Source organism: Phocaeicola salanitronis DSM 18170 (genome assembly GCF_000190575.1).
Classification (GTDB): Bacteria; Bacteroidota; Bacteroidia; order Bacteroidales; family Bacteroidaceae; genus Phocaeicola; species Phocaeicola salanitronis.
In genome coordinates this window covers 1,518,145-1,530,758 of sequence record NC_015164.1, presented here as the reverse complement: position 1 = coordinate 1,530,758, position 12,614 = coordinate 1,518,145, and the positions used below count along the sequence as shown (strand labels likewise).

Genomic DNA, 12,614 nt, shown 5'->3' with positions numbered 1-12,614 from the left:
ACAGAGAAAAATATGTTGCGGATAAAGCTCTGTGTCTTTGTGTCTCTGTGTTCAAAGAATAGTTTCTTGTGTTAATATGGATTAAATAATAGTACCTTGTGATACAAGGTATCTATATAATACATATATTTGTGCCATACAAAGAAATAAGGAGGAATGACTCATGAATGTAGACAATGTAAAATCTCAAATGCGGAAAGGGATGCTGGAGTATTGCATCCTGTTGCTGCTTCATCGGGAGCCTTCGTATGCATCGGATATCATCCAGAACCTGAAAGAAGCGAAACTGATTGTGGTGGAAGGGACGCTCTATCCGTTGCTTACGCGCCTGAAGAACGATGACTTGCTGGCGTACGAATGGGTGGAATCGACACAAGGGCCGCCCCGCAAGTATTATACCCTGACTCAGAAGGGAGAAGAATTCTTGGTCGGACTGGAAACGGCTTGGGATGAACTCTCCGCTACGGTAAACCATTTACGAACCAAACTTATAACCTATAACCAAAATGAAAAAGACACTGACCGTTAATTTAGGCGGAACCGTTTATCACATAGACGAGGACGCATACGTTTTGCTTGATAATTACTTGAACAATCTCCGCTATCATTTCCGCAAGGAAGCGGGAGCCGACGAGATTGTGCGCGATATGGAAACCCGTATTTCCGAGTTGTTCAACGAATACATCCGTGAGGGGGTGCAGGTCATCACCATCGAACAGGTGGAAGCGGTGATTGCCCGGATGGGAAAGCCGGAGGAACTGAACGCGGAAGGCGAGGATGAACAGGCGGAAAAGAAAGCCGAAGCGCCTGCTCAAGGACCGGCGAAACGCTTGTTCCGCAATCCGGACGACCGTATATTGGGCGGTGTGGTTTCGGGCTTGGGAGCTTATTTCGGGTGCGATCCTACGCCTTTGCGCATCCTCTTGCTGGTGGCAGGCTTTATCTTGCTAAGCTTTGGGGGCTTCTTCCCCCTGATGCTGGCATACATCATCCTGTGGATTATCATTCCGCAGGCACGTACAGCCACCGAGAAGCTTCAGATGCGGGGGGAGCCGATTAATGTGGAGAATATAGGCAAGACGGTGACCGACGGCTTCGAGCGGGAAAGCGAGAAAGAACGTTCCGCCGGACCTCGCTCGGGACTTGCCCGTTTCTTCGACGGGCTGGTGCAGGTGGCGGGGTTCATCATCAAGTTCGTGCTGGTGCTTCTTGCCATCTGTTGCATACCGGCATTGGTCGTAGGCTTGATTGTAGCCTTTGCTTTGCTCATGGCGGCTACGGGCATTCTGGCAAGCGCGCCCGCTATCTTGTATTATGCCTTGCCCGAAATCGACTGGAGTTTGCTCAGTACGGCTCCCGTATCGGTCATCGGCCTGTCGGTATGTGCCTTGCTGGTGGTAGGCATTCCCATTTGGGGCTTCCTCCAGCTGCTTCTTCAAAGCTTTAAGGTGTGGCGTCCCATGTCTACGGGCGTGAAAATCACCTTGATTCTTTTGTGGATACTGGCGGTGGCGGTAGGCACATTCTTCCTCTTCCAGTTGCCTTTCCTCATCGATTCGATGTACTGGGCTTGATTGTAATTTACGATTTGACGATTTGCTATTAAATTAATCGACATCTCACCACAGAGGAAACAGAGGCACACGGAGTTTTTAAATTTTTTCTCTGTGATACTCTGCGCCCTCTGTGGTGAATTTTATCATATCAAAATCGTAAATAGCAAATCGTCAAATCGTAAATTAAAAGCCTCGTCTTTCACTCCGGCATATCGGGTATGACGCTTTCGATGCGGTTTTCGATGGAGTCGGGCAGTTTTGAAAAGAAATCCAGCCCGGTCTCTTCTTCCAGCTTGTCTATGCTCACCAGATAGTTCTTCAGGTTTTGGTGATGGGCTTTGTTTTCGAAAAGGAATCCCATGGCTATCGGATTCTTTCCTTTATAGATAAGCACGGCTTTGAAGAAACGTTCGGGTACGGCTACCTTGTGTTTCCCAATCCGTTTGGGCGATTTCGAGTCGTAAATAGGCCCGCAGGCGATGTAGGCTTTCCCGTATTTTTCTGCCCACGAGCGGCATTTCTCTTCCAGGTCTCCCCAGTCGTCCCGGTTCAGTTTCCGGTTCTGAGGGCAAATGTTGCTCATATAGAACGATTCTTCCATTGCCTTTTCGCTCCATTTCATATCGGCGGCAGGCGCCATGTGTCCCCGGTCGTAACCCGAACGGGTATAGTCGGAATGCTCGGCGCGCGGTTCGGGCAGGTCGGGGTCTGGCTCGAACTTGCTTTTCCGGCTTTCGGAACCTTGCGTTTCCGCGCGTGTCAGTTCCCATGCCACCCAGTTCGGGGTTTTATACGCATTGTTATACGAGAGGGTGAAGGCAGTGCGGCGCAAGACGATTTCCTCCCGTTTCCGGATGCTTACAGGTATTTCCAGCTTGCCGGGGGAGGGATTTACGTTGGCGGACGTGTTGGCGTTTGTGACCGCACTCTTTGCCTTTTCCGTCAGTTCGTGCAGCTTTCCGTCTACGGTCACGTTTCCGTTCCGGTTCTGATAGAGGAACAAGGCGATGACAATCAGTGTTATCAGGAGGATGAACCCGCGTAAAGAGCCGGTAGATTTTTGTTTCTTTCCCATTCTTCGTGAATTATGATAAGACAAAATTGTGGTTTGCGAAAAAAGGATTGGAACACAGAGACACAAAGGCACAGAGTTTTCAATAAAAAAGAGTCACACTGATTTCGCAATCCATTTCTGATTAAATATAAGGAGGTTAAGAAGCTGTTTTGAATTTATCGTGCGCTGATTTGGGATGAGTTTTTGAGGCATTTTCGCTTCTGTGATGAGGAAGATAGCGGGCTATCTGACGAAGAACAGGAGCGAAAAGGACCAAAAAATCGCCCAAAGCACACACGAAAACGAATACATCAAGCCAAGAAAAACTTTTTGGAGAAATTCAAAACAGCTTCTAAACCAGTTTGAAGCGCATCCGGAAGATTCCGTCCTTATAATCGGAGCTGATGATTTTGAAGGTGCCGATTTCCGATGTGTTGGCTACATGAAGCCCGATGCAGAGGCATTCGTCGTAATCTCCCACTTTCACAATCCGTACGGTATCCGACGCTCCTTCGGGCAGGCGCTTGAGGTCGAACCGTCCCAGCGCCTCTTGCTGGGTAATGAATTCGGTTGTAACGGGCAGATGCCGGGCGATGGTCTCGTTCACCTGAGCCTCGATGCGGGCAATGTCTTCGGGGCTGGGGGCTTGGGGCAAGGCAAAGTCCAGCTTGCTTTTCTTTCGTTCGATGTGTGCCGATACGGCGCGTCCGCACCCGAACAGGTTTACCATGGTCCGGTTTACGATATGTTCGCACGTGTGCATGGGCGGATATTCAGTCTTGTTGTGTTCGTTCAGTTGAGGTGTTTCCATAAAATCATGTGATGTTGTTTATAATAGAATAAAATTGGTTTGCGAAAATACTGCATGCAGTAGAGACGTCACATTGTGGCGTCTCTACTAAAAACAGATTAAAAGTATTATCACAGAGGAAAATTTAAAGACTCTGTGTGCCTCTGTACCCTCTGTGGTGAATAGCAATTCATTCGAAGTCGGCAGGGTAAGCGAGCAATTGGTAAGCCAAGGCTTTCGCCATGCGGTAATGCCCGTTTGCGTTCGGATGCAGGCGGTCGGTGTCCGCATCGTGGAAGTACGGGGCATGTTCGTCGAACATCGGGTAAAGCCCGCAGATGCTGTTCAGGTCGATGACGGGGACCGCCCATACGTTGGCGGCTTCTTTTATTACTTTTACGTATTCGTCTACATACAGCCCGAGCTTGTTCGGGAAGGCTTCTTCCGGCTGCACGTTGGTGTCGCTGAACCGCGCTTGTGCCCGGTGGATAGGGGTCAGCAGGATAATCTGCTTGTCGGGGAAGTTATGTTTCAAGTAGGTCAGGGCTTCGTTGATTCTTCCCCGGAAGGTATGCGGGTTCAGGTCGGCTTCCCGTTTCTTCCTCACTTCTTTGCCTCCGCCTCTTACGGTCGTTTCTTCGTAGGTGTAGGTGTACCATTCCCCTAAGGGGATACCGGCGTTATAATCGTTCGTCCCGCAAAAGATGAGGATAGCGTCCGTATCGTCTCCGGCTTCCGCTTTCAGCTTTTGCGCCTGTTTCAGGATGCCGTTCCATTGGTTTCCGTTGATGCCGTATACCAAGGGTTCTATATGGAGCATTTCGGCAAGGTATTGCCAGTAGTTTTTGGTGGTGCCTACGTGCTTTTTGTCGGTGATGGAGTCTCCCAAAAAGGCGACCTTTTTCCCGTTCCATTGGCTTTGTTGGATATGGACCGTGTTTTGCGGTTCGTCTGTACCTGCAAGGGCGGCCGCCGGGCAGGGGAGGACTTGTGCCGAGAGCAATAAAGCCGAAAGCGCATAAGCCGTACATCTTACATTTTTCATTTTCTATTCGTTTTTGGTTCAATAGGCACAAAGGTAATGTTTTTTTCGGGAATAGTGAAATGCTGTTTTCCGATGTGTGACTTTTATATTTTACTTATCTTCTTTTTACGGTTTCCATATCGAGAACGTATGGTTTTAATATGGAAACCGTACGTTCTCCAATTGGAAACCGTACGGTTTTGACATGGAGAACGTAAAAGAAAGCTATTTGGAAAAAAGATATAGCCCTTGTGCGGAAGCAAATGCAGCTTGTCTTTTTCGCTATGTCACGCCGGTACAGGGAAAGTGTTATACATTTTTTGTTACAAATGTTAATTTGCCGGATAGAATGCATGTTATGCCGATTGGATTAATAAAAGTCAAGGGATTGCGTTTCTTTTATCAAGCCGAAGGTGTGTTTTGTGTAATAAATTAATATTTATGCAATGTGTTAACTGCTAAAAGATTTAACATAATGCGGTTAAATGTGCGATAAAACCTGTCTTGAAAGTTTGGGGGGGTAAACAAAAATTTATATATTTGTTTCTAAATCTTTAATAACACAAAAACATAAGAAGAAACGTATGAAAAGTCAGTTGAAACATTTCTTTCTGTTTGCCGTGCTTACGATTTGTTGTACAGCGACGGCGGTAGCTCAGGCTACCTTAAAAGGTACAGTTGTGGATGCGGTCACGAATGAACCCTTAATCGGGGCGACCATTGCGGTACAAGGTACCACTCAAGGTGCGATAACCGATGTAAACGGCGGGTTCGTCTTGAAAATTTCCAAGCCGGGAGAGACGATAGTCTTCTCTTATATCGGCTATAAAGAGAAGCGCATGGAGATAACCCAAAAGGGCGAAGTGGATTTGGGCATCGTGAGCATGGACCACGATACGCAGATGCTGCAGGATGTAGTAGTCACTTCTTCGGTAGCTATCGCCCGCAAGACGCCGGTAGCCGTTTCCAGCGTAAGCATGGACTTTATTGAAGAAAAGCTCGGTACGCAGGAGTTTCCCGAAATCCTGAAGTCGACTCCGGGTGTGCATGCCAACAAGGAAGGCGGAGGTTATGGTGACTCTGAAATCTATATGCGTGGGTTCGGCAACGAGAATATCGCCGTGATGGTGAACGGTGTGCCGATGAACGATATGGAGTGGGGAGGCATCTATTGGTCGAACTGGGCAGGACTGACCGATGTGACACGCACCATGCAGACCCAGCGCGGTTTGGGTGCTTCGAAGGTATCGGCTCCTTCGGTAGGTGGTACCATTAATATCGTAACTCGCGGACTGGATAGCGAAAAAGGCGGAACCCTTGCTTATTCGATGGGGAACGACGGCATGAACAAGATTTTGTTCAGCGTTTCTACCGGTGTGTCGAAAAGCGGCTGGGCAATGACGTTGCTCGGTGCCCGTACGTGGGGTAACGGTTATGTGCAAGGCACTGACTTCGAAGGATACAATTATTTCCTGAACATCTCGAAACGCATCAATGATGCGCACCAGTTGTCGTTGACGGCTTTCGGTGCTCCGCAAAAGCACTACCAGCGTGACGGTGCCCTGACCATTGCCGGCTGGCAACGTATGGAGAAGGTGTATGGCGTGAAGAATTACAAATACAACTCTACGTACGGATTCGATAACAACGGCGAGCGTCAGAGTGCGGAATACAACGTATACCACAAGCCGCAAATCAGCTTGAACCACCAGTGGCAGATTGATGAGAAATCATCGCTGAGTACGGTGGCATACGTATCAATCGGACGCGGTTATGGAAATTCCGGACAAGGAAATGAAGACTATGGATATTCGTACCGCGACTGGAACGGTGCTTATTACGGTGAATTGCAGACCAAATTCCGGAAAGCCGACGGTACGTTCGATTATGGAGCCATCGAAGACATCAATGCCGCAAGCGAGTATGGTTCGATGTTGGTAATGAGCCAGTCGAAGAACTATCACAACTGGTACGGCTTGCTCTCTACCTATACGACCAAGTTCGGCGAATACTTCGATTTCTACGGAGGTATCGATTTCCGTTATTATAAAGGTACGCATACGAACGAGATTTCGGACCTGTTCGGCGGCCAGTATTTCATGGATTCTACCCGTGGCGATGTACAGGTGGAAAACAATGCCAATGCTGCCAATCCGGCATGGAGATACCAGAAACTGGGTGTAGGCGATGTGGTGTACCGTGACTATGACGGACACGTATTGCAAGAGGGAGCTTTCTTCCAGACCGAGTTCAACAAGGATAAGCTCTCGGCTTTCGTGGCAGGTTCGTTATCGAATACCACGTATTGGCGTTACGACCGTTTCTATTACGACGAGGCTCATGCCAAATCGGATAAAATCAGTTTCTTGGGCTTTACGGCAAAGGGTGGTGCCAACTACAACATCACCGACAATCACAATGTATTCTTTAACTTAGGATATATCAGCCGTGCGCCGAAGTTCTCTTACGGTGCTTTCATGCAAGCTACTACGAGCCATGCTATCAACAAGGATGCCAAGAACGAGAAAGTCTTGTCGTTCGAGTTGGGATACGGTTTCCGCAACGAGTGGCTGAGTGCGAACGTGAATGCTTATTATACCAAATGGCTGGACAAGACCATGACCAAGAGCGGTACGATGGATAACCAGACGGAGTATTACATGAACATGACCGGTGTGAACGCCTTGCACAAAGGTATCGAGCTGGATGTGAAAATCACTCCGTTGAACTGGCTGGAGCTGACGGGTATGTTCTCGTTGGGTGACTGGAAATGGGACAGCAACGCTACGGGATATGCTTACGATGCGTATGGAAACGCTTTGACCGCAGAGGGTACAACTACTACGGTAGGTGCTGCTGACCATGCCAATGCCAAGATTAACCTGAAAGGCGTGCGTGTAGGAGGTTCGGCACAGACCACGGCGGCTATCGGCGCTACCTTCAAGATTGGCAAGTCCATCCGTGTAGGTGCCGACTGGACGTATTACGGACGCAACTATGCGTACTATTCATTGTCGGGAAGCAACCTGTCGTTGGGCAGGGAGGTGTCTGTGCTCGACCCGTGGAAGATTCCGGCAGCCAGCCAGTTTGACCTGAATGCTTCTTACCGCTTCAAGATCGGCAAGCTGAATGCTATCCTTTCCGGAAACGTGAACAACTTGCTGGATTACCAGTATATCTCGAAGGCATACAATCCGAATACGCTTTCTTCTTCAACCCTGCAGGAAGCTACAGCCGATAACATTTATTGCTACTATGCGTTCGGCCGTACGTATAGCTTGAGACTGAAAGTAAACTTCTAATCCTAAAAAAGAAACGCAGTATATGAAAAAGATAATACTCATGTCGACCGTATTGCTGGCAGGATTGTCGGCGTGCGAAGATTATAACGACCAGTTTAATATTGATTCTTCCCTGACCGATGTGAAGACGGGCGTTACCATCCAGCTGGCTTCTTCCGATTACGGAACCATAGCGGGAATGGAAGCGAACAAGGAACTTGCCTTGTCGAAAGACCCGGAAGGGCAGACCTATGTGGCGGCTTTGGAAGCCATCGGCGAAAACAAGTATTTTGCCGATGCCACGGAAGCCGAATGGTATTTGCCTGCCTTTATCGATTACAAATATCCGAATGCCGATACCGGCTCGCGCATCTCGGTGCAATATAATATGTACAGAGGCCAGTCGGGTTATCTGGCCGATTTCAAGAAGATTTCGGATTACACACTGACCAATAACGATTACCGTAGCGTATGGAACGGGACTTCTACCGCTACTTATCTGTCTCCCTCTACGCTGAGACAAATCCCGTCGGTACTGGAATCCAGAATGGAAAATCCGCAAGAAGGAGATATGGTAGCCGTGAACTATGCTTACTCGGAGTTCGAGCCCGGTGCGGGAGGCGGTGTCATTCCGGTAGTGTATCAGCAGGTTAATACCTTCGACGGAGAAGCGGGCAATTACGTTATTGCGGCTAAAGCTAATGACGGCAATTATTATCCGTTCGGCAAGCTGGATGATCCGAGCAAGAATTACGGATATATCTATCCCGATGCGATTACCGTGACCGATGGCATTATTTCTTCGGATAACGGTTCAGAGCAGGTTGTTACGATCGAAGAAGGTTCCGAAGGATATACTTTGCTGAACACCAATATGCAGTATATCTATATGAGTGGTACGTATGATAGCTTCAATTTCTCGGCATCCGTTCCTACGGAAGGCGGCGAATGGTCGATTGAAGCGAACGGAGACGGTACATTCAAACTAAAGAATATCGAAAAAGACAAGACCGTAAAACTGACTCTTTATAACGATTCGTATAGCTACGGAAGCTATGCAGCTTCGCGCTACACGTATGTGGAGGATGCGATGAAGGAAGAAAGCAAATTGTTTGCTGTTAAAAACATTACTGTTCCTGAAGATCTGTCTGCTGTATGGTCTCATGATGCCTCATACGGTTATTATAAAGCGACAGGATATGATGATGCAAATAAGAAAAACTTGGCAGCCGAAAGCTGGTTTGTGTCTTCCGAAATCGACTTGTCGGAAGCGCAGAATCCGGTACTGAACTTTGATTTTGCTTTCAATTTCTTGAATGGGAACAATGCGGCTGATTTCATGCAACTGAAAGTCTCTACTGATTATACCGGTGATGTACAGGCAGCTACGTGGACAGATTTAGCTTATGATGGTTCTCGATTTAACCGTTGGGATTTCATCGCTCAAAGCGTAGACCTGGCGCAGTTTGCAGGGAAAAAGATTACCTTGGCATTCGCTTACAAGAGCACTGACCAGTGTGCGCCTACCGCCGAAATCAAGAATCTGGCGATTGTAAACGGACAATACTGGGATGTATGCCTTTTCAAGGAAGTACCTGAATCGGAAGTAGCAGCCCAGATGTTGAAGATGAGCCGTGCATCGGGCGCATACGCCAATACCGCTGCTCTTTACGTATATCGTGAAGGTGCATGGAGCGAATATACGAATGAAGACGCGAATGTTGTGGTTGCCGCCCCGGCTATGTATGCCGAATTGGGTGCCGACTATGTATCGCGGCCTGCCAATGTATTCCCCATCTATCTGGTTCAGAAGTTCCCGTTTGCCGCGAAAGGTGATAAGGCTGTCGTGGTTTACCGTGCAGATGCCGACGGAACAATGGCTGTAACGGAATATACGTACGATGCCGGCTGGAGTGCATCGCAGATTTATTCTTCCCGTACCACTACTTTCGAAAAAACCGGCGAGGGATATGTGGCTATGGCAGGCACGTATCTCAATGAAAGTTTGGTTGGGGATGAAGGCGGATTTACCATTCAAGATATATCTTTGCAGGGCGTGAACTTTGTATGGACCAATGATGATACGTATGGTTGGAAAGCCTCGGCTTATACCAACAGTACGAACTATCCGGCAGAAAGCTGGCTGGTATCTCCGGTGATAGATTTGTCGGAAGCCATGGCTCCGCAGGTGGCATTTGAGGAAGCGCACCGTTATCTGAATGGTGAAGCATTGACCGACCATTTCAAGATTAAGATTTCTACCGATTATGTAGACAATGTAGAGTCTTGCACATGGGAAGACTTGATATTCGATGAATCGCAATGGTCTGACGGGCAGACGTGGGATTTCTATCCGGTAGGTCCGTACGATTTGAGTACATACGCAGGACAAACCATCCGGATTGCCTTTGTTTACATCAGCAATTCTACGGCTGCTCCTACGTGGGAATTCAAGAATATCGTGGTGAATGAGGCTGAATAAGTTATAAAATGAAATGATTATATAAAGAAACGCAGATATTCGCGGATTCGTGCAGACTGGAATTATAATCTGCGTGAATCTGCGGATATCTGCGTTTTAATTATTAACCGGTTACTGAATATATGAAATCTGTTTTAAGAATATGCATGCTGCTTTTCGGCTTCATAGTAGTCGGGTGTAGCGACAATGATACGATAACCATTGAGAATGAGACCACGCAAGAAGGAGCGTTCACATTGGTATTGAAAGGGTACGAAAGCGCTTCTGAGGGGTTCTCTGTATGCCAGCCCGAAGGATTCACCTATCCGTTCTACATTCAAGACAAGACTTTTCATGGGGATGTCTACTGGTTTTCAAAAAGCGATGCCGGACGTCTGGACGCCATGCCGGAAGTACCTGTACAAGAAGCCGGTTGGCAACAATCGGTTGACATCGAGGAAGATGCCGCTTATTGGGCTTGGTGTATGGGTGCCGACCGTTACCGCTATCTGAAGTTCCGGGTAATAGACATCGAAGGAAACAATGTAACGATTGAATATGTGGAAGAAGATGCTCCGGCTGGAAACTGGAATGCGAATGCCGGTAATGATTACGTGACGGAATACGAAATGCCTTGCCTGAACGATTCGAATGTGTATGTGGCACATGACATTGAGGTAAACGGTAATCGGGTATTGAATTATGCACTGGAGTGGAATGCGGCTAAGCGGCACGCCAATTGGGTGGCTTTCAGTTTCGATAAAACGACTTCGGCTGATGAAGTATCACGTACCGATGCATGGGCGGTAGACGAAGAGTTGCCGGAAGAGATGCGTACGGAAGAAGCAGACCATAAGAGTGACGGTTTCGATAAAGGCCATTTATGCGCTTCGGAAGACCGGGTGTATACGAAAGAAGCCAACGAGCAGACCTTCTATTATAGCAACATGTCGCCACAATTGAATGACTTTAACGGAGGTTTTTGGCGTGGATTGGAAGAACAAGTGCAGACGTGGGGACGCTCTACAGCATCAGGAACCTACGATAAGGTATATGTGGCAAAAGGAGGAACCCTCAATGAATTATTGGTGAACTTTAACGGTACACACGTTTCGGGAGGAACTCCTACGACCGATGAAAATGGTTTTACCATACACGGATTGGCATGTCCTGCGTCCTATTTTATGGCTGTATTGAGTGAAAAGGGAAATGATTTTCATGCCATTGCGTTTTTGATACCTCATCAGGAAGGATTGATTCGTAATCCGAAAGCGGAAGATTTGCAAAAATATGTGATTCCGGTGGATGAGCTGGAACGGAAGACAGGCATTGATTTCTTCTGCAATCTGGATGATGCGGTAGAGAATCAGGTAGAAGCAGAAGCGGTGATAAGTGACTGGAGTTGGTGATAAAATTGAAGGAATATGTATAAAAGAATCGGATTGACACTCTTTCTGTTCCTGCTGGTTGTAGCAGGTAATGCACAGAATAAGAAAGGGAAACTCTACGGAGTGGCGTTTTATAACTTGGAAAACCTGTTTGATACCGTTCACGATGAAGGGAAGAACGATTATGAATATTTGCCGGACGGACGGAATAAATGGGATGATAAGAAATATCAGTCGAAATTGGAGCACATGTCGACTGTATTGAGCCTGTTGGCTACGGATAAAGTGCCCCAAGGAGCCGCGGTGATAGGCATGGCAGAGGTAGAAAACCGCCGTGTGCTGGAAGACTTGTTAGCCCAGCCTGCGTTGAAGGAACGGGGGTATCAGATTATCCATTACGAAGGACCGGACGAACGGGGCATCGATTGTGCCATGTTCTATAATCCGGAACTTTATCAGGTGAAATCTACAAGGTTGGTGCCTTATCAGCTTGCGGAGCCGTCCGACAGGCCTACACGTGGCTTCTTGATAGCGGACGGAGAATTGGCAGGCGAACGGGTAGCTTTTATTGTCAATCATTGGCCTTCGCGTGGAGCCAAGTCTCCGGCTCGTGAGCGTGCCGGTGTGCAGGTGCGTGCCTTGAAAGACTCTTTGCAACGTCTGGACTCGAAAATCAAGATTGTCATTATGGGGGATATGAACGACGACCCGATGGACAAGAGCATGGCAGAATCGCTCGGAGCCAAACGTAATGCCAAGGATGTGAAAAAGAAAGAACTGTATAATCCGTGGTGGAATACGCTGGAAGGAGGTGACGGGACATTGAAGTACCGGGGGAAATGGAACCTTTTCGACCAGATAGTCTTTACCGGCAATTTCCTGAACCGCCGGCACCGGAAGCTGACGTACGAAAGCCATCAGATATTCAAACGCGACTATCTGTTCCAGACCGAAGGAAAATATGCCGGTTATCCCAACCGTACGCAAGCGGGCGGACGTTGGCTGAACGGCTATAGTGACCATTTGCCCACCGTGGTTTATTTCATCAAGCGGTAAGACA

General features: G+C 47.9%; 10 protein-coding genes. 7 read left to right on the top strand and 3 right to left on the bottom strand.

Features of this window, described 5'->3' with window-relative positions; genetic code table 11:
• The first annotated feature begins 163 nt into the window (after window positions 1-163).
• Window positions 164-529, top strand: a complete 366-nt coding sequence (locus tag BACSA_RS06840) for a PadR family transcriptional regulator (protein WP_013617370.1) — start codon at window positions 164-166, stop codon at window positions 527-529.
• On the top strand, window positions 507-1,574 hold the full coding sequence (locus BACSA_RS06835) for a PspC domain-containing protein (RefSeq protein WP_013617369.1): 1,068 nt from the start codon (window positions 507-509) through the stop codon (window positions 1,572-1,574). The genes BACSA_RS06840 and BACSA_RS06835 overlap by 23 nt, the downstream gene beginning before the upstream one ends.
• Before the next feature lie 181 nt (window positions 1,575-1,755).
• Here BACSA_RS06835 and BACSA_RS06830 read toward each other — a convergent pair whose 3' ends face one another.
• The 3 genes from BACSA_RS06830 to BACSA_RS06820 all read right to left on the bottom strand — a co-directional run bounded on the left by BACSA_RS06830 (window position 1,756) and on the right by BACSA_RS06820 (window position 4,445).
• Complete coding sequence (locus tag BACSA_RS06830; protein ID WP_013617368.1) at window positions 1,756-2,631, bottom strand: DNA/RNA non-specific endonuclease; 876 nt, start codon at window positions 2,629-2,631, stop codon at window positions 1,756-1,758.
• A 331-nt stretch (window positions 2,632-2,962) separates the two neighbouring features.
• Complete coding sequence (locus tag BACSA_RS06825; protein WP_013617367.1) at window positions 2,963-3,421, bottom strand: alanyl-tRNA editing protein; 459 nt, start codon at window positions 3,419-3,421, stop codon at window positions 2,963-2,965.
• 169 nt (window positions 3,422-3,590) lie between these two features.
• On the bottom strand, window positions 3,591-4,445 hold the full coding sequence (locus tag BACSA_RS06820) for an SGNH/GDSL hydrolase family protein (RefSeq protein ID WP_013617366.1): 855 nt from the start codon (window positions 4,443-4,445) through the stop codon (window positions 3,591-3,593).
• Window positions 4,446-4,629: 184 nt separating this feature from the next.
• Here BACSA_RS06820 and BACSA_RS06815 point away from each other — a divergent pair, with 184 nt between their 5' ends.
• From BACSA_RS06815 to BACSA_RS06795, 5 genes are all read left to right on the top strand, one after another.
• Complete coding sequence (locus tag BACSA_RS06815) at window positions 4,630-4,860, top strand: hypothetical protein (protein WP_041583922.1); 231 nt, start codon at window positions 4,630-4,632, stop codon at window positions 4,858-4,860.
• Between the two features lie 148 nt (window positions 4,861-5,008).
• Entirely contained in the window at window positions 5,009-7,726 is a 2,718-nt protein-coding gene (locus BACSA_RS06810) for a TonB-dependent receptor (RefSeq protein WP_013617365.1), read from the top strand.
• 22 nt (window positions 7,727-7,748) lie between these two features.
• Entirely contained in the window at window positions 7,749-10,187 is a 2,439-nt protein-coding gene (locus BACSA_RS06805; protein ID WP_013617364.1) for a choice-of-anchor J domain-containing protein, read from the top strand.
• Window positions 10,188-10,309: 122 nt separating this feature from the next.
• Complete coding sequence (locus BACSA_RS06800; protein WP_013617363.1) at window positions 10,310-11,575, top strand: DNA/RNA non-specific endonuclease; 1,266 nt, start codon at window positions 10,310-10,312, stop codon at window positions 11,573-11,575.
• 15 nt (window positions 11,576-11,590) lie between these two features.
• On the top strand, window positions 11,591-12,610 hold the full coding sequence (locus tag BACSA_RS06795) for an endonuclease/exonuclease/phosphatase family protein (RefSeq protein WP_013617362.1): 1,020 nt from the start codon (window positions 11,591-11,593) through the stop codon (window positions 12,608-12,610).
• Window positions 12,611-12,614: the final 4 nt, after the last annotated feature.

What these genes read in the sequence shown, in the direction of transcription:
- BACSA_RS06835 (WP_013617369.1), top strand. Translation starts at nt 507, where the DNA reads ATGAAAAAGACACTGACCGTTAATTTAGGCGGAACCGTTTATCACATA.
- BACSA_RS06795 (WP_013617362.1), top strand. Translation starts at nt 11,591, where the DNA reads ATGTATAAAAGAATCGGATTGACACTCTTTCTGTTCCTGCTGGTTGTA.
- BACSA_RS06825 (WP_013617367.1), bottom strand. Translation starts at nt 3,421, where the DNA reads ATGGAAACACCTCAACTGAACGAACACAACAAGACTGAATATCCGCCC.
- BACSA_RS06800 (WP_013617363.1), top strand. Translation starts at nt 10,310, where the DNA reads ATGAAATCTGTTTTAAGAATATGCATGCTGCTTTTCGGCTTCATAGTA.
- BACSA_RS06840 (WP_013617370.1), top strand. Translation starts at nt 164, where the DNA reads ATGAATGTAGACAATGTAAAATCTCAAATGCGGAAAGGGATGCTGGAG.
- BACSA_RS06805 (WP_013617364.1), top strand. Translation starts at nt 7,749, where the DNA reads ATGAAAAAGATAATACTCATGTCGACCGTATTGCTGGCAGGATTGTCG.
- BACSA_RS06820 (WP_013617366.1), bottom strand. Translation starts at nt 4,445, where the DNA reads ATGAAAAATGTAAGATGTACGGCTTATGCGCTTTCGGCTTTATTGCTC.
- BACSA_RS06810 (WP_013617365.1), top strand. Translation starts at nt 5,009, where the DNA reads ATGAAAAGTCAGTTGAAACATTTCTTTCTGTTTGCCGTGCTTACGATT.
- BACSA_RS06830 (WP_013617368.1), bottom strand. Translation starts at nt 2,631, where the DNA reads ATGGGAAAGAAACAAAAATCTACCGGCTCTTTACGCGGGTTCATCCTC.
- BACSA_RS06815 (WP_041583922.1), top strand. Translation starts at nt 4,630, where the DNA reads ATGGAGAACGTAAAAGAAAGCTATTTGGAAAAAAGATATAGCCCTTGT.